The following is a 22,619-nucleotide window of genomic DNA, read 5'->3' as shown; positions in this document are numbered from 1 at the left end:
CAACTAGGCTGAACTCATGCGTAGAGCAAAGATCGTCTGCACCCTCGGTCCCGCGACCGCCTCCCCCGAGAAGATCCAGGAGCTCGTCGACGCCGGCATGGACGTCGCACGGATCAACCGCAGCCACGGTGCTCCGGAGGAGCACGCCGCGGTCATCGAGAACGTGCGCGCCGCCGCCGAGAACTCCGGCCGCGCCGTCGCCATCCTGGTCGACCTGCAGGGCCCCAAGATCCGCCTCGAGCGGTTCAAGGAGGGCAAGCACGACCTCGCCGTGGGCGACATCTTCACCATCACCACGCGCGACGTCGAGGGCACCAAGGAGCTCGTCGGCACCACGTTCAAGGGCCTCCCGGGCGACTGCAAGCCGGGCGACGTCCTCCTCATCGACGACGGCAAGGTCCAGGTCCGCGTCGTCGAGGTGACCGACACCGACGTGGTGACCCGTGTCGAGGTGCCCGGTCCGGTCTCCAACAACAAGGGCATCAACCTGCCCGGCGTCGCGGTCTCCGTGCCCGCGATGAGCGAGAAGGACATCGAGGACCTGCGCTGGGCGCTGCGCCTCAAGACCGACTTCATCGCGCTGTCGTTCGTGCGTTCGGCGAAGGACTACGACGACGTCGCCACGATCATGCGCGAGGAGGGCTACAAGGTCCCGGTCATCGCCAAGATCGAGAAGCCGCAGGCCGTGGAGAACCTCGCCGAGATCGTCGACGCGTTCGACGGCATCATGGTCGCCCGTGGCGACCTCGGCGTGGAGCTCCCGCTCGAGCGCGTGCCGCTCGTGCAGAAGGAGGCCGTCGCGATCGCGCGGCGCAACGCCAAGCCCGTCATCGTCGCCACCCAGGTGCTCGAGTCGATGATCAGCTCCCCGCGCCCGACCCGCGCGGAGACCTCCGACTGCGCCAACGCCGTGCTCGACGGCGCGGACGCGGTCATGCTGTCCGGCGAGACCTCGGTGGGTCAGTTCCCGATCGAGTGCGTGCGCACGATGGCCCGCATCATCGAGGCCACCGAGGAGCACGGCCTGGAGCGGATCGCCGCGTTCGCATGGACCCCGCACACCCGCGGCGGCGTCATCACGGCGGCGGCGAACCACATCGGCAAGACGCTCGACGCGCGCTACCTCGTGACGTTCACGCAGTCCGGCGACTCCGCCCGCCGGATGTCCCGCCTGCGCTCGGAGCTGCCGCTCATCGCGTTCTCGCCCGACGCCCGCACCCGCCGTCAGCTCGCGCTGTCGTGGGGCGTCACGACGATCGTCACGCCGACGGTCCCGCACACCGACGCCATGGTCGCCGAGGTCGACCGCTGCCTGCAGGGCCGCGGCCTGGCCGTGCCCGGCGACCGCGTGGTCGTGGTCTCCGGCGCCCCGGTCGGGCACGCCGGCACGACGAACCTCATCCAGGTGCACACGATCGGTGACGACACCGACCGGCACGTGCCGGAGCAGGGCTGAACCAGCACAGGGCGCCGCGGTCCTCGGACCGCGGCGCCCTGGCGCGTCCCGGGCCGACGGCGAGCCACGCGAGAAGGCTGCTGGCCGCGCTCGTGACGATGCTCGCCGTCGCCGGCTGCGTCCCGTTCGGGGGCGACGGCGACGGCGGGGGGCAGGGCGACGGCGATCCGACCGCGGCGAGCGCGCCCACGGCGCACCGCTCGATCCCGCCCGGCTTCATCGAGTGCGACGGCCGACCGCCGAAGGACGGCGAGCTCGTCGCCGACGTCGACCTCACCACCCTCACCGCGCCCGACCCGCCGCGCTTCCACGAGGCGTCGGGATACTACGAGGACAACCCGGTCGAGGGAGACTGGACCGCCCGCTACTGGGTACCCGACGACCAGCAGGCGTCGCTCGACGTCATCAACCTGCTCGTGTACCCGCAGATGGACCTCGGGCCGCTCACGGTGACGTGCGACATGATCTCCTGGCGCGACATCACCGACCGGATCGCGACGTACCACGAGATCAACGGCGCCGAGGTGATCGAGGAGACCACCCAGACGTCGGTCGCGGGGCTGCCCGCGGTCCGCGAGGTGGTGGACCTGCCCGGCTCCGGCTACTCCTACCTCGGGTACTGGATCTTCGGTCGCGGCCAGGTGGCTCACCTGTACTGCCAGTGGGTCGACGACGAGGCGACGATCGTGGCCGGGTGCGAGGACTTCATCGGCTCGGTGACGGTGTCGTGAGTCGCTTCTCGAGCCGCCCGGCGACGTCCCCGGACGCCGGTGAGCCGTCCCGCGATGTCGACGGTCACACCACTCGACGAGGCGTGGGTGCCCCGGAAGGGATTCGAACCCTTACTGGGTCGGGTTTGAGCCGACTGCCTCTGCCAGTTGGGCTACCGGGGCGCGCGGGGCACTACGCTACCGGGGTGAGCACAGCGAAGAAGAACGAGCAGGAGCCCGAGGACGAGACGTCGACCTCGACGCCGGGCATCGGCAGGGGCCGTCGGGTCGTCGTCGCCGAGGACGAGGCGCTGATCCGGATGGACGTCGTCGAGACCCTCGTGGACGCCGGGTTCGACGTCGTCGGCGAGGCCGGCGACGGCGAGACCGCGGTCGCACTGGCCACGGACCTGCGCCCCGACCTCGTGGTGATGGACGTCAAGATGCCCGTGCTGGACGGGATCTCCGCCGCCGAGCGGATCGGCCGGGACCGGATCGCCCCGGTGGTGCTCCTCACGGCGTTCTCGCAGACCGAGCTCGTGGAGCGGGCGCGCGACGCCGGCGCCATGGCCTACGTCGTCAAGCCGTTCACGCAGGCGGACCTCCTGCCCGCGATCGAGATCGCGTTGCACCGGCACGCCGAGATCGTGGCCCTGGAGAACGAGGTCGCCGACCTCGCGGACCGCTTCGAGACCCGCAAGCGCGTCGACCGGGCCAAGGGCCTGCTCATGACCCGGATGGGGCTCACCGAGCCCGAGGCGTTCCGCTGGATCCAGAAGACGTCGATGGACCGTCGCCTCACGATGCGCGAGGTCGCCGACGCCGTGATCGACCAGGTCGGCGGCTCGGAGGACTGAGCCTCCCGTCGGCGTTGCGCACGACGCACGGCACCGCACCCCCCGCGCCCGAGTTGTCTCGAGCGCGGGGGGTGCGCCGTTACCACATCGTTGCGAATCGTGATGGTGGTGTGACCGACGTGTCACACGTCCGACACACGCCGCTGGTGGTCTACTGCCACGACGACCGCCCGTCCGGGCGGCCAAGCGAAGGAGACACCACATGAAGCGATCTGTCGCGCGGGTTGCGGCGCTTGCCGGGGCGCTCGCCCTGGTCCTCGCCGCCTGCAGCAGCGGGGGCGGGGACAGCGAGTCCACGGCGGGATCGGACGGCACCAGCGCCGGTGGTTCGGGCGAGGGCGGTCAGCTCCACTTCGGCACGTTCCTCCCCGTCACGGGGTCTCTCGCCCAGCTGGGCCCGCCCGAGATCGCCGGTGTGAAGCTCGCGATCGACGAGATCAACTCGGCCGGCGGCGTGTTCGGGTCCGACATCGAGCTCACCGAGACCGACTCCTCCGACGCCGACAACGCGGCCGTCGGCATCGCGGCGGCGCAGGAGCTCATCAACGCCGACGTCCAGGTCGTCATCGGGGCAGCGTCGTCGTCGGTGACCAAGAACGTCGTCGACGACATCACGGGCGCCGGGATCGTCCAGATCTCCCCGGCCAACACCGACACGTCGCTGTCGGGCTACTCCGACTTCTACTTCCGCACCGCCCCGCCGGACACGGTCCAGGGCGACGTGCTCGGCAACCTCATCGTCGGCGACGGCGCGAGCAATGTCGCGGTGCTCGTCTTCAACGAGTCCTACGGCATCTCGCTGCGCGACGTGGTGCAGGGCGTCGTGGAGGACGCGGGCGGTGCGATCACCTACGGCAACGCCGGTCAGGAGTTCGACCCGACCGAGACGAACTTCGGCACGATCGTGAGCGACGCGCTCGCGACCCAGCCGGACGCCGTCGTGATCCTCACGTTCACGACCCAGACCCCGACCATCGTGCGCGAGCTCGCGGCGCAGGGCTGGGACATGAGCAAGACGTACTTCGTGGACGGCAACCTGCAGAACTTCGGCACCGAGGGCGAGACCGGCTTCCCGGCCGGCACGCTCACCGGCGCGCAGGGCACGCTGCCCGGCGCGTTCCCGGCCCAGGAGTTCCAGGACCGGATGAAGGGCATCGACCCGGACCTCAAGGACTTCTCCTACGGTCCGGAGTCCTACGACGCGACGATGCTGGCGGCTCTCGCGGCCCTCAAGGGCGGCGAGGCCACGGGTGAGGCGATCCAGGCCAACATGGCGGCGGTCTCCGGCGCCGACGGCGGCACGGAGTGCACGGGGTGGGAGGAGTGCTCGGGCCTGATCGAGGACGGCGAGGACATCGCCTACCAGGCGGTCTCCGGCGTCGGCCCGTTCAACGAAGCCAACGACCCGTCCTCCGCCTTCATCGGCGTCTACCAGTTCGGTGAGGACAACACCTACACGTTCGTCCGCAGCGAGGAGGGCGAGGTCCCGGCCAGCTGATCGGGACTGCCTCGAGTCGAGGGCCCCGGCGCCACAGGCGCCGGGGCCCTCGCGCGTGTGCGCGACGGCGTGCGGTCCCCGGGGAGCGGGTCGTGCGAGCAGCACGACGCCCGCGCAGCGTGGTGGCTGCGCGGGCGTGGCCTCGACGTGAGACCCGAGCTCTCCCGGCTCGCGACCCGGCCCCGGCTCAGGCGTCCTTGGCGTCGGTCGGATGCGAGTCGCCGTCGCCGTCGGCCGTCGCGCGTGCGGCGTCGACGTCGGTGGCGAGCGTCCCGAGGTAGAGCTCGATGACCTTCGGGTCGTTCATGAGCTCGCGGCCGGGACCGGAGTAGGCGTTGCGGCCCTGGTCGAGCACGTAGGCGCGGTCGCAGATCTGCAGGCAGCGCCGGGCGTTCTGCTCCACGATCACCACCGAGACCCCGGCCCGGTTGATCCGCCGGGTGCGCAGGAACGCCTCGTCCTGGCGCACGGGGGAGAGGCCCGCCGACGGCTCGTCGAGCAGGAGGACCGACGGCTCGGGCATGAGGGCTCGTGCCATCGCGACCATCTGCCGCTCGCCCCCGGAGAGCGCGCCGGCGGCCTGCTTGCGGCGTTTGGTGAGTTCGGGGAAGAGATCGAGCACCACCTCGAGCCGCTCCTTGAAGACTGCGGGCGTCTGGTAGACGCCCATCTGGAGGTTCTCCTCGATGGTGAGCGTGGGGAACACGTTGTTCGTCTGCGGGACGAACCCGACCCCGCGCCGCACGAGCACGTCGGCGCGCAGGTTGGTGATGTCCTCGCCGTCCAGCGTGAGGGTCCCCGACCGCACGTTGACGAGCCCGAACAGCGCCTTGAGCAGGGTGGACTTGCCCGCCCCGTTGGGGCCGATGATCCCGACGAGCTCCCCGGGGTGCAGCACGAGGGAGCAGCCCTGCAGGATGTTGACGCCGGGCAGATAGCCGGCCACGAGGTTGTCGGCGCGCAGCAGCGGCTCACCGCCGGGGGCGCCGCGATGCACGATCGAGAGGTCGATCACGGTGCTCACTTCGGCTCCTCCAGCTCGGCCTCGGACTCGGCGTCCGCCTCGGCGTCGATCCGTCCGCCCTCGTCGAGCAGGCTGTCGTCGCCGAGGTCGGTGTCGTGGTGCGCGCCGAGGTAGGCGTCGATGACCGCCTGGTCGTCCATCACCTGCTTCGGCGGGCCCTCGGCGACCACCTTGCCCTGGGCCATCACGACGACCCAGTCGGAGATGTGCCGGACCATGTGCATGTCGTGCTCGACGAAGAGCACCGTGGTGCCCTCGTCGCGCAGCTCGATGATGTGGCCGAGCAGCGACTGCGTGAGCGCGGGGTTCACGCCTGCCATCGGCTCGTCGAGCATGACGAGCTTCGGGTCGGACATCAGCGCGCGGGCCATCTCCAGCAGCTTGCGCTGGCCGCCCGAGAGCGAGCCCGCGAAGTCGTCCTTCTTGGTGTCGAGCTTGAACCGGGCGAGCAGGTCCATCGCCTTGTCGGTGATCTCCCGCTCGCGCGCGACCCACAGCGGCCTCACCAGGGCGGTGAGCATGCGCTCGCCCGGCTGGGAGCCCGCGCCGAGGCGCATGTTCTCCAGCACCGTCATCCGGGACAGGGCCTTGGTGAGCTGGAACGTGCGCACCATGCCGGACCGGGAGACCCGGGAGGCCGGCACGCCCGCGAGGCTCACGCCGTCGAAAGTCCAGTGGCCGGAGTCGGGCTTGTCGAAGCCCGTCATCAGGTTGAAGAAGGTGGTCTTCCCGGCGCCGTTCGGGCCGATGAGCGCCGTGATGACGTGCCGCTGCACCTCGAGGTGCGCGACGTCGACGGCGTGCACACCGCCGAACGTGCGTTGCACGCCGTCGGCCACGAGCATCGGGTCGGGCTTGGCGACGCCGGGCACCTGGTCCAGCGCGGCGAGCGCGGCGCGGGCCTCGGCGACCTCGGGCAGCGCGTGGCTCCCGGCGAGCTGCGGGTCAGCGGACATTGATCGCCAGCTCCTTCTTGTCGCCGAGCAGGCCTTGTGGCCGGAACACGATGAGCAGCATGAGCGTGATGCCCACGAGCACCCAGCCGGCCTGCTCGACCTGCTGCGTGGACAGGATCGTCTCCGGGACGAGGCCGCGCAGCAGACCGCGCACGAGGATCAGCGCGCCCCAGAACAGCAGCGACCCCAGCACCGGCCCGAAGACCGTCGCGGCGCCGCCCAGGAGCAGGATCGTCCAGGTGTTGAACGTGACGGGGCGGCCGAGCGAGTCCGGCTGGACCGACGACGCGAGCGTGAACACGATGCCGCCTAACGCCCCCAGGACGCCACCGGTCACGAGCGCCTGCAGCTTGTAGCCGTAGACGTTCTTGCCGAGCGAGCGGACCGCGTCCTCGTCCTCGCGGATCCCCTTGAGCACGCGGCCCCACGGGCTGCGCATGAGGAGGTAGACGAGCAGGCAGGCCAGGGCGACGAGCGCCCAGCCCACGATGCGCAGCCACCACGAGTTCGAGTCGTTCATCGAGTAGGTGAACGGGCCGAGCGAGAAGCGCCCGTCCGGGAACGGCGAGGCCCCCGAGAAGCTCTCCTTGAACGAGTTGCCCAGGAGTCCGTTGGACCCGCCGGTGAACGAGGACAGCGACGTCGATCTCCCGACGATGCGGATGATCTCCGCGGCCGCGATGGTGACGATGGCGAGGTAGTCCCCGCGCAGCTTGAGGGTCGGGATGCCCAGCAGGAGCGCAAACACCACCGCGGCCGCGATCGCCACGAGCACGGCCGCCCACACGGGCCAGCCGGCGATCGTGGAGATCGCGAAGCCGTAGGCGCCGAGCAGCATGAAGCCGGCCTGACCCATGTTGATGAGTCCGGTGAGACCGAAGTGGATGTTGAGCCCGATCGCGGCGAGCGCGTAGGCGATGGCCGTCGGGCCGATCATCTCGGCGACGACGTTGGTGAAGAGGGAGCCGAAGTCCATGACGACCGCCTAACCGATGCGCTCGGCTCGGCCCAGGATGCCCTGGGGCCGGACCAGCAGGACGACGATGAGAATGACCAGCGCGCTCGCGTAGCGCATGTCGTTGGGCAGGACGAGCGTGGACAGCTCGACCACGAGGCCGATGATGAGCGCGCCGATCAGGCCGCCGAGCGGCGAGCCGAGCCCGCCGAGGGTGATCGCGGCGAACATGAGCAGCAGCAGCGCCGAGCCGGTGTTGAACCGGATCGTGCTCAGGTACAGGCCCACGAGCACGCCGCCGAGCGCCGCCAGGGCGCCGGCGGTGATCCACACCCCCCGGATGATCGACTCCACCTTGATGCCCGACGCCGCAGCGAGCGCGGGGTTGTCGGCCACCGCCCGCGTGGCGCGCCCCACCCGGGTGCCCTGCAAAATCCAGGCGACCGCGCCGAGGACGACCCCGGCGATGAGGAGCGACCAGAGCGACTGCTCGGAGATCTGGACCGGCCCGATGGTGAGCCGCGTGGAGATCGTCCGCACGATGGGCAGCGGGTTGGCGCCGAAGAACAGCATGTAGGTGCTCAGCAGCGCGAGCGCGAGACCGATCGTCACGATCATCTGCTGGGTGATGCCGATCCGCTTGCGGCGCAGGGGCGCGAAGATCCCGGCGTTGAGCAGCCAGCCGGCCGCCCCGCCCGCGACCACCGCGACGAGGATCGCGACCCCGACGGGCAGGTGCCACCACTGGACGCTCGCGAACGCGATGAGGCCACCGAGGGTCACGAGGTCGCCGTGCGCGAAGTTCGACAGGCCGGTCGTCCCGTAGATGAGGTTGGCGCCGACCGCGGCGAGCGCGAGCAGCGTGCCGAAGATGATGCCGGCGAGGATGAGCTGGAGCACCCGGTTCGTCCCGGCGCCACCGGTCTCGCCCGAGCCGGTCTCGTCCGTCGCGCTGCCCGGCGGCACGGTCGCCGCCGCGGAGGCGTCGGCGGATGCCGAGTCGTCGGTGGAGGCGGACGCCGTGGGGGTGGCTCCCGACGTGGCCCCGCCGCCCGCGCCCGCGGCACCGAGCGGGAAGAGCGCGCCCTTGGTCTTGCCGAGCTCGGCGGTCACGGTCCGCGTCGTGGTGCCGTCGCGCGGGCTCTCGCCGGCGGGCAGCGTCGCGACGTCGAGGGTCACCGTGTACTCCCCGGCCTCCGGGACCTGCGCGGACCAGCGGCCGGTGTCGTCGGTGGTCGCGGTGATCGGGTCGCCCGAACCCTCGATCGTCAGGACGACCCCGACGGCCGGATCGCCGGCGGCGGTCCGGATCGTCCCGCCGATGCACGCGACATCCGCGGCGGGCGTGCACGGCCCCGCCGAGTCGGCCCGTGCGGGCGCCACCCCGCTCGCGAGCAGCGGCAGCGCGAGTGCGGTGAGCAGTGCGAGCACAAGGAGGACCAGCCGCCTGCGCACGTGCGCCCCTGGTGGTGCGATGACCTGCACGGGCAGCTCCTCAACGGTTCGGTGGCGAGCGCGGCGCCGGATCACCGGGGGTGCGCGCACGCCTGGACGGCTGCGCACCGCGGGTCTCGCGATGCACGCGACGATGCGTGAACGTAGGTCGTGGATGTGACATCCGGGTAGCGCAGTGTGTCACGGACGTTAACGTGCGCCGGACAGGACTCTCCACCGGGGCCGAGTCGTCGTAGGATTTCGGCGGCGGGGGCCGGAGGGAGTAGCGCTGTGGCGCGAGCGGGAGTCGTGGTCGGACCGGCCGACCCCACCGACCTGGAGCGGCTGGCCGTGCTGCTCGACGACGTGCAGCTGGACCACCCCGTGGGCGGCTCGATCGGCTCCACCCCGCGCGACGTGCTCCTCGCGCGGCTGCGGGCGTTCCTGGAGAACTACCCCTCGCACGCCTCGGTCGCCACGATCGAGGGCGAGGTCGTCGGCCTCGCGCTCGGCCAGACCCAGCGTCCCGGCCTGTTCTCCCAGGACCCCTGGCTGCAGATCGAGGTGCTCTACGTGCGACCCGGCAGCCGCCGGCGCGGCGCCGGGCGAGCCCTGCTGGCGGACCAGCTCGCGTTCGCCGTCGCGCAGGGTCTGTCCCGGATCGTGACGCAGCCGATCACCGGTTCGCGGCACGAGGCGCGGTTCCTCTCGCGTCTGGGATTCTCCCCGGTGGGTGCGCGCCGCACCGCAGACGTCGGATCACTGCAGCGCCGGCTGGAGGGGGACCCCCAGCGGTCCGGCCTCGAGTCGCTCATCGCGCGGCGCCGGGTGCTGCGCGAGGCCACGCCGGCGCACGGCATCCCGGCCGCGCCCGAGTCAGCCTCCGCCGGCTCGAGGGGCGGGCGGGACGACAGGGCAGCCGACTCGTCGCTCGGGCCGGCGGCCGACCTCGGGGACGAGGCGCGCCGGATCCTGGACGACGGGCACGACGACGCGCCCGACGGCACCCCGACGGCCGCCCTGGCTCAAGCGGGACCCGACTCCGCGAGCACGAGGCAGGTCAGGCGCGCGGAGCTGATGCGTCGGTCCGCCTCGTCCACCACCTCGACGAGATAGCTGGCGGTCGACCGCCCGAGGTGCACCGCGCTCGCGCGCGCCGTGACGACGCCGGCGCGCACCGCGCGGTGGTGGGTGATCGACAGCTCCAGCCCGACGGCCGCGCGCCCGGGACCCGCGTGCGCGTGCGCGGCGAATGAGCCGACGGTCTCCGCCAGTGCCGCGGTGGCGCCGCCGTGCAGCAGCCCGAACGGCTGGGTGTTGCCCGCCACCGGCATGGTCGCGACGCACTCGCTCGGGGACACGCTCACGACGGCGATGCCCAGTCGCTCCAGCAGCGTGCCGGTCGAGTCGGGCAGTACGGGGTCGCGCGGGGCGCCGGGCGCGGTCGGGATGTCGGACATGCGACCTAGGCTGGCACCGTGACCCAGCCGACGCAGCGCACCACTCCGACCGTCCTGCTGGTGGACGGCCACTCCATGGCGTTCCGCGCGTACTTCGCCCTGCCCGTGGAGAACTTCGCGACCACGGACGGCCAGCCCACGAACGCGGTGTACGGGTTCACCTCGATGCTCATCAACCTCATCCGCGACGAGCAGCCGACGCACGTCATGGTGGCCTGGGACGTGTCCCGGGCGAGCTTCCGCACGCAGGCTTATGCGGAGTACAAGGGCACCCGCAGCGCGACGCCGGAGGAGTTCCGGGGCCAGGTGCCGCTCATCCAGGAGGTGCTCGGCGCGCTGCGCATCCCGCACGTCGGCGTCGAGGGCGTCGAGGCGGACGACGTGCTGGCCACGGTGGCGGTGCGCGCGGAGGCCGAGGGCGCCCGCGTGCTCCTGTGCTCCGGCGACCGGGACACGTTCCAGCTCGTGAGCGACGCCGTGACCGTGCTGTACCCGCGCAAGGGCGTGTCGGACCTGGTCAGGATGACCCCGGCCGACGTCGAGGAGAAGTACGGCGTACCGCCGGCGCGCTACCCCGACCTCGCCGCGCTCGTCGGGGAGACGAGCGACAACCTCCCGGGCGTGCCCGGCGTCGGCCCGAAGACGGCCGCCAAGTGGATCACCGCCTACGACGGGCTCGACGGCGTGATCGCCCACGCGGACGCCATCGCCGGCAAGGCCGGCCAGAGCCTGCGCGACAACCTCGCGCAGGTGGTGCTCAACCGGCAGGTCAACCAGCTGCTGCGCGACGTCGACGTGCCGATCACGCTCGCGGACACCGAGCGCGTCCCGGTGGACCGCGACGCGGTGCACGAGGTGTTCGACGCGCTGCAGTTCCGGGTGCTGCGGGACCGGCTGTTCCAGCTGCTGCCCGAGGACGAGGTGCGCCAGGAGGTCGAGGGGCTCACGCTCGCGCACCGCGAGCTCGCCCCGGGCGAGCTCGGGGCGTGGCTGGCCGCCCGGCCCGACGGCGCGTGCGGGCTCGAGGTGACCGGTCGGCTGCAGCAGGGGTCCGGGGACGCCTGGGCGCTGGCGATCGCCGACCCGGCGGGGGAGAGCGTGGCGGTGGACCTGGCCGAGATCGACCCGGCCGACGACGCCGCGCTCGGGGCCTGGCTCGCGGACCCGGCCCGCGCCGTCGTGGCCCACGACGCGAAGGCCGCCACGCACCTGCTCGCCGCGCGCGGGTACTCGCTCGCGGGCGTCACGTTCGACACGCTGCTCGCGGCCTACCTGTGCCACCCCGATCAGCGCACGTACGACCTGGACGACCTCGCGGTGCGCTACCTGCACCGCGAGCTGCCCGGCGCGCAGGACGCCGGCCAGGGCATGCTCGACCTCGGCCTCGAGGGCGACTCGTTCGGCGGGCGCGCGGCAGCCGCGCGCGCCGTCGCGGTGCGCGAGCTCGTGACCCCGCTCGCCGACGACGTCGAGAAGCGCGGCGCCGCCGCGCTCCTGCGCGACGTCGAGCTCCCCGTGCAGGCGACGCTCGTGGCGATGGAGCGCGCCGGGATCGCCGCGGCCGTGGACTACCTGCGCGGGCTGGAGCGCGAGTTCGACGGCGCGGTCGAGCGTGCGGCCACGGCCGCCTACGACGCGATCGGGCGCACCGTGAACCTCGGCTCGCCCAAGCAGCTGCAGGAGGTGCTGTTCGACCAGCTCGGCATGCCGAAGACCCGGCGGACGAAGACGGGCTACACGACCGACGCGGACGCCCTGGCGGACCTGTACGCCCGGCGACCCGAGCCGTTCCTCGAGCACCTGCTCGCGCACCGCGAGGCGATCCGGCTGCGCCAGACCGTCGAGGGCCTGCTGCGCACGGTCGCGCCGGACGGCCGGATCCACACCACGTTCCAGCAGACGGTGGCCGCCACCGGGCGGCTGTCGTCGATCGACCCGAACCTGCAGAACATCCCGATCCGGACCGAGGAGGGCTACAGGATCCGCGAGGGGTTCGTCGTCGGCCCCGGGTACGCGACGCTGCTCACGGCCGACTACTCCCAGATCGAGATGCGGATCATGGCGCACCTCAGCGGGGACGCGGGGCTCATCGAGGCGTTCCGGTCCGGCGAGGACCTGCACCGGTACGTGGGCTCGCGGGTGTTCGGCGTGGCCCCCGCCGACGTCACGTCGGCGATGCGCGCCAAGATCAAGGCGATGTCCTACGGGCTCGCCTACGGCCTCAGCGCGTTCGGGCTCTCCCGCCAGCTCGCGATCGACGTCGGCGAGGCGCGCGCCCTGATGGACGACTACTTCGAGCGCTTCGGCGGCGTCCGCGACTACCTCACGGGCGTCGTCGACGACGCCCGCCAGGACGGCTTCACCGAGACGATCCTCGGCCGCCGGCGCTACCTGCCCGACCTCACGTCCGACAACCGCCAGCGCCGCGAGATGGCCGAGCGGATGGCGCTCAACGCGCCGATCCAGGGTTCGGCCGCGGACATCGTCAAGGTCGCGATGATCGGGGTGCACCGCGAGCTGAACGCGCGCGGGCTCACCTCGCGCCTGCTGCTCCAGGTGCACGACGAGCTCGTCCTCGAGGTGGCCGACGGCGAGCTCGAGGAGGTCAGCGCGCTCGTGCGCGAGCGGATGGCCGGGGCGGCGGACCTGTCGGTGCCGCTCGAGGTGAGCGTCGGAGTCGGGCGGACCTGGCGCGAGGCCGGTCACTGAGCCACGTCGCGCGACGGCGGGTCAGCCCGCCAGCCGGCAGCCCAGCACGAGCGTGCCGGGCAGCACGGCCCCGCGCTGCGCGCTCCAACCGCCCCACGTCCCGCGGCCCCGGGACCACTCCGGCTCCGTGAGGGCGTCGACCACGAAGCCGCACGCCACGACGTCGGCGACGTGCGTGGCGAGCGTGCGGTGGAACTCCGCGTAGAGCGGTGAGCCGTCGTCGGCGCGCTCGACGTACGCGCGCGCGTCGAAGTAGCTGCGGGTGGCCACGAGCCCGTCGGGCCCGGGATCGTCGGGGAAGGCCCAGCGCACGGGGTGCGACGTCGAGAACACCCACCGGCCGCCCGGACGCAGCACGCGGGCGACCTCGCGGTGCACCGTGCGCGCGTCGGGCACGAACGGGATGACGCCGTAGGACGTGAAGACGACGTCGAACGAGGCGTTGGCGAAGGGCAGCGCCCGGGCGTCGGCCTGGACCAGGGGAACCGCGACCCCGGTGGCGGTGTCGAGCGCGCGCCCGGTCGCCAGCATGCCGCCGGACAGGTCGGTCGCCACGACGTCGACTCCCTGCCCCCGCAGCCAGCGCGAGCACTGGGCCGCTCCGGCGCCGACCTCGAGCACCCGAGCCCGGGCGAGGTCGTCGAGGTCCCCGAGGAGGTGCGCGTCGGCCTCCCGCAGCCCCTCGGGGCCCCAGACGAAGTCCGCGTCGCCCAGGGCGTCGCCGTGCTCGGCCTGGTACTCGTCGGCGTTCGCGTCCCACCAGGTGCGCGCCACGCCCGCCGCACCGGCGCCCGCGGGGGAGTCCTCGTACCCCGCCGCGCCGAGGGCGGGCAGGCCGACGTCACCGGCCGGTGGCCCGCCGTTCACGTGGCGGTCACCCCGACGTGGGACCTGTGGCACCGACTGCGGAGGTTCACCCGGATAGTGTGGCTCTCATGCGAGTCGGACTCCTCACCGGCGGCGGCGACGTCCCGGGCCTCAATGCAGCAATCCGGGCCGTCGTCAAGCGGGGGGTGGGGCAGCACGGGCACCACATCATCGGCTTCCGCAACGGGTGGAAGGGTGTCGTCGACGGCGACATCGTCCCGTTGACGCGGTCCCACATCCGCAACGTACTGCCGATCGGCGGCACCCTCCTGGGCACCGCGCGGTTCCACCCGCACTCCGCCGAGGACGGCATGGACGCCGTGCTCGCGACCGTCGAGAACGAGCACGTCGACGCGCTCATCTGCATCGGTGGCGACGGCACGCTCCACGCGGCGAGCAAGATCGCCGAGGCCGGCGTGCCGATCGTGGCCATCCCGAAGACGATCGACAACGACGTGTGGGGCACGGATGCCTCCATCGGCTTCGACACCGCCGTCACGATCGCCACGGACGCCGTGGACCGGATCCACACCACCGCGGAGTCGCACAACCGCGTCATGCTCGTCGAGGTGATGGGCCGGCACGCGGGCTGGATCGCGGCGGCGTCCGGCATCGCCGGTGGCGCGGAGATCGTGCTCGCGCCCGAGCAGCCGTTCGACATCGACAAGATCGTCCGCTTCCTCAAGCACCGCCACCGCGCGCACGCGTCGTTCTCGATCATCGTCGTCGCCGAGGGCGCCATGCCCGCCGAGGGCACCTCGATGCAGTACGAGATGCAGCTGGGCCAGTTCGGCCAGATCGTCGCGGGCGGGATCAGCGAGCGCCTCAAGCAGGAGATCGAGCAGCGCACCGGGTTCGACACCCGGGTCACCGTGCTCGGTCACATCCAGCGCGGCGGCACCCCCACCCCGACCGACCGCATCCTCGCGTCCCGGTTCGGCGTCGCCGCCATCGATGCCGTCACCCGCGGCGAGACGGGCGTGATGACCGCGCTGCGGGCCGGCGAGGTCGAGCTCGTCCCGCTCGCGGACATCGCCGGCAAGGTCAAGCACGTGCCGCAGGCGCTGCTCGACGTCGCTGCGGCCCTGGCCTGACGCCGACCCTGCTCGTCGGACCGGCCGCCGGCCGGCGCCCGCTTTGCTACCTCCCGTGCGCGGGAGGTAGGATTTCCGCAGGTGCGCCGTCAGGTGCGCCTGTCGTCATGCCCTCCCAGCGCGGACCTTTCGCGCGCGGGGCCCGGCGTCCCGTCCCTGTTCGCACGATCCCTGTCCGCATCGGAGTCCCTCCTTCATGACCATCTCCACCCCCGCCCCGACCGTCCCGCAGGTCGCCGTCAACGACATCGGCTCGAGCGAGGACTTCCTCGCCGCCGTCGACGCGACGATCAAGTACTTCAACGACGGTGACATCGTCGAGGGCACCATTGTCAAGGTCGACCGCGACGAGGTCCTCCTCGACATCGGCTACAAGACGGAGGGGGTCATCCTCTCCCGCGAGCTCTCCATCAAGCACGACGTCGACCCCGAGGACGTCGTGTCCGTCGGCGAGGTCGTCGAGGCGCTCGTCCTCCAGAAGGAGGACAAGGAGGGTCGCCTGCTCCTGTCCAAGAAGCGCGCGCAGTACGAGCGCGCCTGGGGCACGATCGAGAAGATCAAGGAGGAGGACGGTGTCGTCACCGGCACCGTCATCGAGGTGGTCAAGGGTGGTCTCATCCTCGACATCGGCCTGCGCGGCTTCCTGCCGGCGTCGCTCGTGGAGATGCGTCGCGTCCGCGACCTCCAGCCGTACGTCGGCAAGGAGATCGAGGCGAAGATCATCGAGCTCGACAAGAACCGCAACAACGTGGTGCTCTCGCGCCGCGCGTGGCTCGAGCAGACCCAGTCCGAGGTCCGCTCCACGTTCCTGTCCTCGCTCGCCAAGGGCCAGGTCCGCCCCGGTGTCGTGTCCTCGATCGTCAACTTCGGTGCATTCGTCGACCTCGGCGGCGTGGACGGCCTCGTGCACGTCTCCGAGCTGTCCTGGAAGCACATCGACCACCCGTCCGAGGTCGTCGAGGTGGGCCAGGAGGTCACCGTCGAGGTGCTCGACGTCGAGCTGGACCGCGAGCGCGTCTCCCTGTCGCTGAAGGCGACGCAGGAGGACCCGTGGCAGCAGTTCGCGCGGACCCACGCCATCGGCCAGGTCGTGCCCGGCAAGGTCACCAAGCTCGTCCCGTTCGGTGCGTTCGTGCGCGTCGAGGACGGCATCGAGGGCCTCGTGCACATCTCCGAGCTGGCCGTGCGCCACGTCGAGGTGCCCGAGCAGGTCGCGAAGGTCGGCGAGGACGTCTTCGTCAAGGTCATCGACATCGACCTCGAGCGTCGCCGCATCTCGCTCTCCCTCAAGCAGGCCAACGAGGGTGTCGACCCGTCCTCGGACGACTTCGACCCGAGCCTCTACGGCATGGCGGCGGAGTACGACGAGCAGGGCAACTACAAGTACCCCGAGGGCTTCGACCCGGAGACGAACGAGTGGCTCGAGGGCTTCGACGCGCAGCGCGAGGAGTGGGAGCGGCAGTACGCCGAGGCCCAGTCGCGCTGGGAGGCCCACAAGAAGCAGGTCGCGTCGGCCATCGAGGCCGAGACCGAGGGCGACGGCGAGGCTCCGGCCGAGGCCGGCGGCTCCTCCTACAGCTCGGCTCCGGCCGGCCCGAGCGGCACGCTCGCGTCGGACGAGGCCCTCGCGGCGCTGCGCGAGAAGCTCACCGGGAACTGATCCGGAGCTGAGCCCGGGGCGTTCGCCCCGACGCACGGTCCACGACGGCGCCCCCGCAGCAGCGGGGGCGCCGTCGTGCGTCTCCGGCGCCCTACCAGGGAGGACAGGGAGGATCAGCCATGACGACGCCGACGCGCTGGCGCACCACCGGATCGCGGGAGGTCTACGGCAACCGGTGGATCACCGTGTCGCACGACGACGTGCTCGGGCCCGACGGCGAGCCCGGCGTCTACGGGGTCGTCACCGTCCGCGCACCCGCCGTCTTCGTGGTGGCCGTGGACGACGAGGACCAGGTGGTCCTCGTCCACGTCGACCGGTACACGACGGGCGCCGGCTGGGAAGTGCCGGCCGGCGGGTGCGACCCCGGCGAGGACCCCGTGACCGCGGGCCGCCGCGAGCTGCTCGAGGAGGCCGGACTGACCGCCACGCGGTGGCAGGTCGCCGCCGGGGTCGAGTCGCTCAACGGGGTGTGCCGCGCACCCGGCACCGTCGTGCTCGCGCAGGGGCTCGCCGTCGTGCACGCCCAGGGCACGGACGCGGCGGCCGAGGGCATCACCGCCGTCCGGCGCGTCGAGTGGTCCGAGCTCGGCGCCATGATCGCGGCGGGCGAGATCCGCGACGGCGAGACGCTGGCGGCCCTCACGGCGGCCGCGGTGGCGCTCGGCCGCTGGGGCTGATCCGCCTTCGCCCGACGGCGAGCCCGCCGTCGTCCCCGCGCCTCGCCCCGTCGAGGGGTTCGCCTCGCCGCGCGACTCGTCAGGCGAGCAGCGTCTCGCCCACCCAGCCGCCCGGCGCGACGCCGGGCGGGATCGCGAACGTCGCCGAGCCGATGTGGCGCACGTACTCGTTCATGAGGTCGGTGGCGAGCGCGCGCTGCACCGTGATCACCTGCTCGAGGTCGCGCACGTACGCGAGGAAGAACAGCCCGGCGTCGAGGCGGCCGAGCGCGTTCGTGCCGTCGACGAAGTTGTAGCCGCGGCGCAGCAGCGTGGCGCCGCCGTTGTGGTCGGGGTGTGCGAGGGCCACGTGGGACGCGACGTCGATCGCGCCGGCCGCGAAGTCCGGCTCGGTGAACTCGGTGCCGCCCGAGAGCGGCGCACCCTCGGCCTTGTCGCGGCCGAGCACCCGCTCCTGCTCGGCGAGCGAGGTGCGGTCCCACGGCTCGAGCTGCATCTCGATCTTGCGTACCGCGAGGTAGGAGCCACCGCGCAGCCACGCGGGCTCGTCGCCCTCGCCCACCCACACGTGCTCGGCGAGCCGGTCCTCCTCGGTGCCCAGCACGTTGCGCGTGCCGTCCTTGAACCCGAACAGGTTGCGCGGCGTCGCCTGCGCGGCGGACGTGCGGGACGTGCGGCCGAAGCCCATCTGCGACCAGCGCACCGACGCGCGCCCGAACGCCGTCCGGGACAGGTTGCGCACCGCGTGCACCGCGACCTGCGGATCGTCGGCGCACGCCTGGATGCACAGGTCGCCGTGGGACCACTCCGCCTGCAGGGCGTCGCCGAGGAACGGCGGGAGCGGGGCGAGACCCGCCGGGCGCTGCGCGGCCAGCCCGAACCGGTCGGAGTCGGCCGAGTCGCCCGTGCTGAACAGGCTCGAGCCGAGCCCGATCGTGATCGTCAGGTGCGCGGGCGGCAGCCCGAGCGCCTCGCCCGTGTCGTCGGGCGGCGCCGCGGGGTTGCCCCCGACGGCGCCCGTCGCCGAGACGTCCAGGCCCTGCGTCAGGCGCGCGGCCGCGTAGCTCCACTCCTGCAGCAGGGCGACGAGGTCCTCGCGCGTGGCGCGCGGCGACAGGTCGTACGCCGCGAAGTGCAGGTGGTCCTGGACCGGGGTCGCGATGCCCGCCTGGTGCGCCCCGTAGAACGCGTGTGCCTCCGACGCGCTCGGCCCGACGGCGCTCGACCCGACGGCGAGCGGTCCCGCCTGCGCGGCGGTCGCCCGGCCGAGCACCGCGCCGCCCGCGAGGCCGACGAGCCCGGCCGCGCCGAGGCCGAGCAGGCCCCGGCGCGACGTGCCGCGCGGCGCGGGCTGAGGGTCAGGGTCTGGCGTCGTCATCGCACCGCTCAGGACAGCACCGTGGTGGTGAGCTGCGACAGCGGCTCCGCCAGGGCGTTGATGAGGTCGGACAGCTGCTTCTTGTCCTCGTCGGTGAGCGTCGAGTACGCCGGGAAGCCCGTGTCGAGCGAGCCGTACTCCGCGAGGGCGGCCTCGAGGTCCGCGTACCCGGTCTCGATCTGCGCGACGAGGGCCTCGCCGTCGTCGCCCGAGCTCGACGCGAGGTCCTGGACGAGCGAGAACGCCATCTTCGAGCCCTCCACGTTGGCGGCGAAGTCGTAGAGGTCGGTGCCCGACCACCAGTCCTCCTCGCCCGTGATCTTGCCGGTCGCGACCTCGTCGAGGAGCCCGATCGCGCCGTTGGAGATCCAGTCCGCACCCTTGTCGTCGAGGAAGACGGTGAAGTCGTCGGAGTGCACGTACTCGTACAGCTCGGTGACGTCGTCGACGAGCAGCCCGCCGAGCTCCGCGCGCTCGTCGGGCGTCGAGGGGGTCCAGTCCGCGTACGCGTCCGTCTCGCCGTCGGAGTTGAGCGACCCGGGCGCGGGCAGCCACAGGTCCTTCTCGATCCGGTGGAACCCGGTCCAGTCCAGGCCCTCGGCCACGGCGTCGACCTCGCGGTAGTCGATCCGCGGGTCGAGGTCGCCGAGCGCCTCGGCGACCGGCTCGACGCGCTCGTAGTACGTGCGCACGATCGGGAACGCGGCGCGGGCGCCGTCGTCGTCGCCCTCGACGTACCGCTGCGCGAACGCCTCGGTCTGGGGCAGGAGCTGCGCGACCTGGTCCTTGACGAACGCGGCGTACAGGTCGACGGCCTGCTGCTTGAGCTCGGCGTCGGGCCCGGTGAGCTCCACCCGGTCGCCGGTGACGGAGAACGGCGTCGAGCCGACGCCGGCGCCGACCATGCCGGGCTTGCACAGCGTGAGGTAGTCACCCGGCTGGGCGGTGACCGTGAGCGTGCGGGAGGATCCCGGGGGGATGTTCTCGACCTCGCCGACGATCCGCAGGCCGTCCGAGGCCATGAGGTAGAACTCGGTGACCTGGTCACCGTCGTTCGTCACGTCGAACGCGAGCGTGCCGCTGGTCGCCTCGGCGCCGCTCACCTCGCACGCCGTGTCGGTCGAGCTCACCGTGAACGTGTCGCCGGCGGCGCCGCCGCTCGCATCGGCCTGCGGCGTGTTCGGCACGCAGCCCGCGAGGGCGAGCGCGAGGGCGGGGACGAGCAGCGCAGGGGCGCCGGCTCGCGCGCCGGTGCGGGCCGTGATGCGGGCGGCGCTGCGTGCCGTGCGTGGTGAGGCGGTGGGGGAGGTGCCTGTCGGCGTGATCATGCTGCTCCTTCCGGCACCCGAGCGGGCGCCGACGGCGTGTGGGGACGGGGACGGAAGGCGCGACGCACGAAGACGGTGCCGACGACGCCGAGGTAGAGGGCCCAGACGGTGATCTCGAGCCAGGTCATCTCGGGGGTGAACCCGACGGTGCCCTTGAGCAGGGCAGCCAGCCAGCCGTCGGGGGCCACGACGTCGGACACCTGGAACGCCCACCCGAACGGCCACGCGCCGAGCCCGACGGCGACGGCGCCGGTCGTGGGGTCGATCGGGGCCGCGGTCGTGAACGGGCCGGGCAGGAAGCCGGCCTCCTGCAGGTCGTGCACGCCGTAGGCCAGCACGCCGGCGGCCACGACGACGAGCGCCAGGCCGGTCCAGCGGAAGAACACCGCGAGGTCGATGCGCACCATCCCGCGGTAGATCGCCCAGCCGAGGCCGACGGCGGCGAGCAGGCCGGCGACGGCGCCGAGCACCGCGCCCGGGCCGTCGCCGAACGAGCGGACCGTCGACCACAGGAACAGCGTGGTCTCCAGGCCCTCGCGCGCCACGGACACGAAGCCGATCACGACGACGCCCCACGCGGAGTCTCCCGCGGCGTCGAGCTGGGCGTGCAGGTCGTGCGTGAGCCCGCGCGCCGCGCCCACCATCCAGAAGACCATCCACGTCACGAGGCCGACGGTGAGGATCGACAGCAGGCCGCCGATCGCCTCCTGCGCCTGGAAGGTGAGCCCGTAGGCACCGAACGTCAGGACGGCGCCCAGCGCGAGGGAGCCCACGACGGCGAGCACCACCCCCGCCCACAGGCGCGGCAGCGCGTGGCTGCGGCCGGTCTTGCGGAGGTAGGCGACGAGGATGCCGACGACGAGCGAGGCCTCGAGGCCCTCGCGCAGTCCGATGAGAAATGCCGCGATCATGCTGCTCCCGGTGTCCGGTGTCCGGACCGGGAAGGTTCGGCTTACCTACTCTCGGGAAAGGTACTCCTGGTGGCGGAGGCCGTCCACGCGTTCCGACGTGGCGCACGACACGTCCTGGGGCGGCGCGGGATACGGTGACGGGAGCCGCCACACCGAGCAGCACCGGGCGCGGCCGAGCGAGGAGGCACGGATGGTCAGCACCAGCACCAGCACCAGCACGGCGCACGAGGCGCTGGCGCAGCGCCGGGTCCTGCGCACGGCGATCCCCGGCCCCCGGTCGCTCGCGCTGGCCGAACGGCGCGCCGTAGCCGTCAGCGCCGCGGTCGCCTCGACCATGCCGGTGTACGCGGCGCGTGCGGGCGGCGGGGTCGTCGAGGACGTCGACGGCAACGTGCTCATCGACCTCGGGTCGGGCATCGCGGTCACGAGCGTCGGCAACGCGGCGCCGCGCGTCGTCGAGGCCGTGCGGGCGCAGGTCGAGGCGTTCACGCACACGTGCTTCATGGTCACGCCGTACGAGTCGTACGTCGCCGTGGCCGAGGAGCTCGCCCGCCTGACGCCGGGCGACCACGCCAAGCGCACGGCGCTGTTCACGTCGGGCGCGGAGGCCGTGGAGAACGCGGTGAAGGTGGCCCGCGCCGCGACCGGTCGGCCCGCCGTCGTCGTGGTGGACCACGCCTACCACGGGCGCACGACGCTCACGATGACGATGACGGCGAAGGTGGCGCCGTACAAGCAGGGCTTCGGCCCGTTCGCGCCCGAGGTGTACCGCGCGAGCGCGTCCTACCCCTTCCGGGACGGACTGACCGGCGAGGAAGCGCTCGCGCGGACGGTCGCGACGATCACGACGCAGGTCGGCGCGGCCAACGTCGCCGCCGTGGTGATCGAGCCGATCCAGGGTGAGGGCGGGTTCATCGTGCCCGCCCCTGGCTTCCTGGCCGGCCTCGCGCGGTGGTGCCGTGACCACGGTGTGCTGCTCGTCGCCGACGAGGTGCAGACGGGGTTCGCCCGGACCGGCGCGATGTTCGCGTGCGAGCACGAGGGCGTGGTGCCCGACCTCGTGACGATGGCGAAGGGCATCGCCGGCGGGCTGCCGCTGTCGGCGATGACCGGGCGCGCCGAGCTGATGGACGCCGTCGGGCCGGGCGGCCTCGGCGGCACCTACGGCGGCAACCCGCTGGCGTGCGCGGCGGCGCTGGCCGCGCTGCGCACGTACGAGGAGGACGACCTCGTCGGGGCGGCGCGCGCGATCGAGCGCCTCGTCCTCGACCGGCTGCGTGCGGCGCAGGCCGGCGACCCGCGGATCGGCGACGTGCGCGGCCGGGGGGCGATGCTCGCCGTCGAGATCGTCGACCCGATCACCGGGGCGCCGGACGCCGCGCTCACGCGAGCGGTGGCCCAAGCGGCGCACCGCGCAGGTGTGATCGTGCTGACCTGCGGCACGGACGGCAACGTGCTGCGACTGCTGCCGCCCCTCACGATCGGGCCCGATCTGCTCGCCGAGGGCCTCGACGTCGTGCTCGACGCCCTCGCCGCCCAGCCGGGCTGACCGGCGGGGGAACGCCCCGCCGCGCCGAGCCCCCGACGAGCCCACCCCGGGCTCGCGCCGAACCCGCTCCGGACCCCGCCCAGCGCCCGGCACCCG

Annotated in this window: 19 protein-coding genes and 1 tRNA gene; 10 read left to right on the top strand and 10 right to left on the bottom strand. The window is 72.6% G+C overall.

Features of this window, described 5'->3' with window-relative positions:
- Positions 1–16 precede the first annotated feature (16 nt).
- Both pyk and FH969_RS01365 read left to right on the top strand, forming a co-directional pair.
- A complete protein-coding gene (gene pyk / locus FH969_RS01370; protein WP_108719834.1) occupies positions 17–1,456 on the top strand; it encodes a pyruvate kinase in 1,440 nt (479 codons plus the stop codon).
- A gap of 92 nt (positions 1,457–1,548) precedes the next feature.
- Positions 1,549–2,187: a hypothetical protein gene (locus FH969_RS01365; protein ID WP_139985583.1), complete on the top strand. Its 639-nt coding sequence runs from the start codon at positions 1,549–1,551 to the stop codon at positions 2,185–2,187.
- A gap of 88 nt (positions 2,188–2,275) precedes the next feature.
- Here FH969_RS01365 and FH969_RS01360 read toward each other — a convergent pair.
- A tRNA-Leu gene (locus FH969_RS01360) sits at positions 2,276–2,349 on the bottom strand.
- An 86-nt stretch (positions 2,350–2,435) separates the two neighbouring features.
- Here FH969_RS01360 and FH969_RS01355 point away from each other — a divergent pair.
- Both FH969_RS01355 and FH969_RS01350 read left to right on the top strand, forming a co-directional pair.
- The gene (locus FH969_RS01355; RefSeq protein ID WP_234417997.1) at positions 2,436–3,023 is read left to right on the top strand and encodes an ANTAR domain-containing response regulator; all 588 of its coding nucleotides are present in this window, start codon (positions 2,436–2,438) and stop codon (positions 3,021–3,023) included.
- Between the two features lie 202 nt (positions 3,024–3,225).
- Entirely contained in the window at positions 3,226–4,521 is a 1,296-nt protein-coding gene (locus FH969_RS01350) for an ABC transporter substrate-binding protein (protein WP_139985582.1), read from the top strand.
- 187 nt (positions 4,522–4,708) lie between these two features.
- Here the strand turns inward: FH969_RS01350 and FH969_RS01345 are convergent, their stop codons facing one another.
- From FH969_RS01345 to FH969_RS01330, 4 genes are read right to left on the bottom strand one after another with little or no spacing between them, the layout of a single operon-like run.
- Positions 4,709–5,545: an ABC transporter ATP-binding protein gene (locus tag FH969_RS01345; RefSeq protein WP_108719837.1), complete on the bottom strand. Its 837-nt coding sequence runs from the start codon at positions 5,543–5,545 to the stop codon at positions 4,709–4,711.
- The gene (locus FH969_RS01340; RefSeq protein WP_108719838.1) at positions 5,542–6,501 is read right to left on the bottom strand and encodes an ABC transporter ATP-binding protein; all 960 of its coding nucleotides are present in this window, start codon (positions 6,499–6,501) and stop codon (positions 5,542–5,544) included. The genes FH969_RS01345 and FH969_RS01340 overlap by 4 nt, the downstream gene beginning before the upstream one ends.
- On the bottom strand, positions 6,491–7,477 hold the full coding sequence (locus FH969_RS01335) for a branched-chain amino acid ABC transporter permease (protein WP_108719839.1): 987 nt from the start codon (positions 7,475–7,477) through the stop codon (positions 6,491–6,493). Before FH969_RS01335 ends, FH969_RS01340 begins: the two co-directional genes overlap by 11 nt.
- Positions 7,478–7,486: 9 nt before the next feature.
- Positions 7,487–8,941, bottom strand: coding sequence for a branched-chain amino acid ABC transporter permease (locus tag FH969_RS01330; protein ID WP_246071634.1), 1,455 nt, complete (start codon positions 8,939–8,941; stop codon positions 7,487–7,489).
- A gap of 240 nt (positions 8,942–9,181) precedes the next feature.
- Here FH969_RS01330 and FH969_RS01325 point away from each other — a divergent pair, with 240 nt between their 5' ends.
- Positions 9,182–10,006 (top strand): GNAT family N-acetyltransferase, encoded by an 825-nt coding sequence (locus FH969_RS01325; protein WP_180359612.1) that lies wholly within the window; start codon positions 9,182–9,184, stop codon positions 10,004–10,006.
- Here the strand turns inward: FH969_RS01325 and FH969_RS01320 are convergent.
- On the bottom strand, positions 9,916–10,350 hold the full coding sequence (locus FH969_RS01320) for a hotdog fold thioesterase (RefSeq protein ID WP_108719841.1): 435 nt from the start codon (positions 10,348–10,350) through the stop codon (positions 9,916–9,918). The genes FH969_RS01325 and FH969_RS01320 overlap by 91 nt on opposite strands.
- Positions 10,351–10,425: 75 nt before the next feature.
- Here FH969_RS01320 and polA point away from each other — a divergent pair, with 75 nt between their 5' ends.
- Positions 10,426–13,059 carry a DNA polymerase I gene (gene polA / locus FH969_RS01315; RefSeq protein WP_139985631.1) on the top strand — a complete coding sequence of 878 codons (2,634 nt, stop codon included), beginning with the start codon at positions 10,426–10,428 and terminating at the stop codon, positions 13,057–13,059.
- A 21-nt stretch (positions 13,060–13,080) separates the two neighbouring features.
- Here the strand turns inward: polA and FH969_RS01310 are convergent, their stop codons facing one another.
- Entirely contained in the window at positions 13,081–13,926 is an 846-nt protein-coding gene (locus FH969_RS01310; protein WP_108719842.1) for a class I SAM-dependent methyltransferase, read from the bottom strand.
- Positions 13,927–13,994: 68 nt separating this feature from the next.
- On the opposite strand from FH969_RS01310, the gene FH969_RS01305 reads away from it, so the two are divergent.
- From FH969_RS01305 to FH969_RS01295, 3 genes are all read left to right on the top strand, one after another.
- Entirely contained in the window at positions 13,995–15,020 is a 1,026-nt protein-coding gene (locus tag FH969_RS01305) for a 6-phosphofructokinase (protein WP_139985580.1), read from the top strand.
- Between the two features lie 196 nt (positions 15,021–15,216).
- Entirely contained in the window at positions 15,217–16,680 is a 1,464-nt protein-coding gene (gene rpsA / locus FH969_RS01300) for a 30S ribosomal protein S1 (RefSeq protein ID WP_108717310.1), read from the top strand.
- Positions 16,681–16,799: 119 nt separating this feature from the next.
- Positions 16,800–17,357, top strand: a complete 558-nt coding sequence (locus tag FH969_RS01295) for an NUDIX domain-containing protein (RefSeq protein WP_108717311.1) — start codon at positions 16,800–16,802, stop codon at positions 17,355–17,357.
- Between the two features lie 79 nt (positions 17,358–17,436).
- Here FH969_RS01295 and efeB read toward each other — a convergent pair whose 3' ends face one another.
- The 3 genes from efeB to efeU are packed head-to-tail and all read right to left on the bottom strand — an operon-like array spanning position 17,437 to position 20,974.
- Positions 17,437–18,735, bottom strand: a complete 1,299-nt coding sequence (efeB, locus tag FH969_RS01290; protein ID WP_108717312.1) for an iron uptake transporter deferrochelatase/peroxidase subunit — start codon at positions 18,733–18,735, stop codon at positions 17,437–17,439.
- Between the two features lie 8 nt (positions 18,736–18,743).
- Entirely contained in the window at positions 18,744–20,063 is a 1,320-nt protein-coding gene (gene efeO, locus FH969_RS01285; protein WP_139985579.1) for an iron uptake system protein EfeO, read from the bottom strand.
- Positions 20,060–20,974, bottom strand: a complete 915-nt coding sequence (gene efeU, locus FH969_RS01280) for an iron uptake transporter permease EfeU (RefSeq protein WP_108717314.1) — start codon at positions 20,972–20,974, stop codon at positions 20,060–20,062. The genes efeO and efeU overlap by 4 nt, the downstream gene beginning before the upstream one ends.
- A 190-nt stretch (positions 20,975–21,164) precedes the next feature.
- Here efeU and gabT point away from each other — a divergent pair, with 190 nt between their 5' ends.
- Positions 21,165–22,523, top strand: a complete 1,359-nt coding sequence (gene gabT / locus FH969_RS01275) for a 4-aminobutyrate--2-oxoglutarate transaminase (RefSeq protein WP_139985578.1) — start codon at positions 21,165–21,167, stop codon at positions 22,521–22,523.
- Positions 22,524–22,619 lie beyond the last annotated feature (96 nt).

It is taken from the genome of Miniimonas arenae (assembly GCF_006351005.1).
Lineage (GTDB): Bacteria > Actinomycetota > Actinomycetes > Actinomycetales > Beutenbergiaceae > Miniimonas > Miniimonas arenae.
This window is presented reverse-complemented; position numbering and strand designations above follow the sequence as displayed.

What these genes read in the sequence shown, in the direction of transcription:
- pyk (WP_108719834.1), top strand. Translation starts at nt 17, where the DNA reads ATGCGTAGAGCAAAGATCGTCTGCACCCTCGGTCCCGCGACCGCCTCC.
- FH969_RS01350 (WP_139985582.1), top strand. Translation starts at nt 3,226, where the DNA reads ATGAAGCGATCTGTCGCGCGGGTTGCGGCGCTTGCCGGGGCGCTCGCC.
- FH969_RS01340 (WP_108719838.1), bottom strand. Translation starts at nt 6,501, where the DNA reads ATGTCCGCTGACCCGCAGCTCGCCGGGAGCCACGCGCTGCCCGAGGTC.
- FH969_RS01335 (WP_108719839.1), bottom strand. Translation starts at nt 7,477, where the DNA reads ATGGACTTCGGCTCCCTCTTCACCAACGTCGTCGCCGAGATGATCGGC.
- FH969_RS01320 (WP_108719841.1), bottom strand. Translation starts at nt 10,350, where the DNA reads ATGTCCGACATCCCGACCGCGCCCGGCGCCCCGCGCGACCCCGTACTG.
- polA (WP_139985631.1), top strand. Translation starts at nt 10,426, where the DNA reads ATGGCGTTCCGCGCGTACTTCGCCCTGCCCGTGGAGAACTTCGCGACC.
- FH969_RS01305 (WP_139985580.1), top strand. Translation starts at nt 13,995, where the DNA reads ATGCGAGTCGGACTCCTCACCGGCGGCGGCGACGTCCCGGGCCTCAAT.
- rpsA (WP_108717310.1), top strand. Translation starts at nt 15,217, where the DNA reads ATGACCATCTCCACCCCCGCCCCGACCGTCCCGCAGGTCGCCGTCAAC.
- FH969_RS01295 (WP_108717311.1), top strand. Translation starts at nt 16,800, where the DNA reads ATGACGACGCCGACGCGCTGGCGCACCACCGGATCGCGGGAGGTCTAC.
- efeB (WP_108717312.1), bottom strand. Translation starts at nt 18,735, where the DNA reads ATGACGACGCCAGACCCTGACCCTCAGCCCGCGCCGCGCGGCACGTCG.
- efeO (WP_139985579.1), bottom strand. Translation starts at nt 20,063, where the DNA reads ATGATCACGCCGACAGGCACCTCCCCCACCGCCTCACCACGCACGGCA.
- efeU (WP_108717314.1), bottom strand. Translation starts at nt 20,974, where the DNA reads ATGATCGCGGCATTTCTCATCGGACTGCGCGAGGGCCTCGAGGCCTCG.
- gabT (WP_139985578.1), top strand. Translation starts at nt 21,165, where the DNA reads ATGGTCAGCACCAGCACCAGCACCAGCACGGCGCACGAGGCGCTGGCG.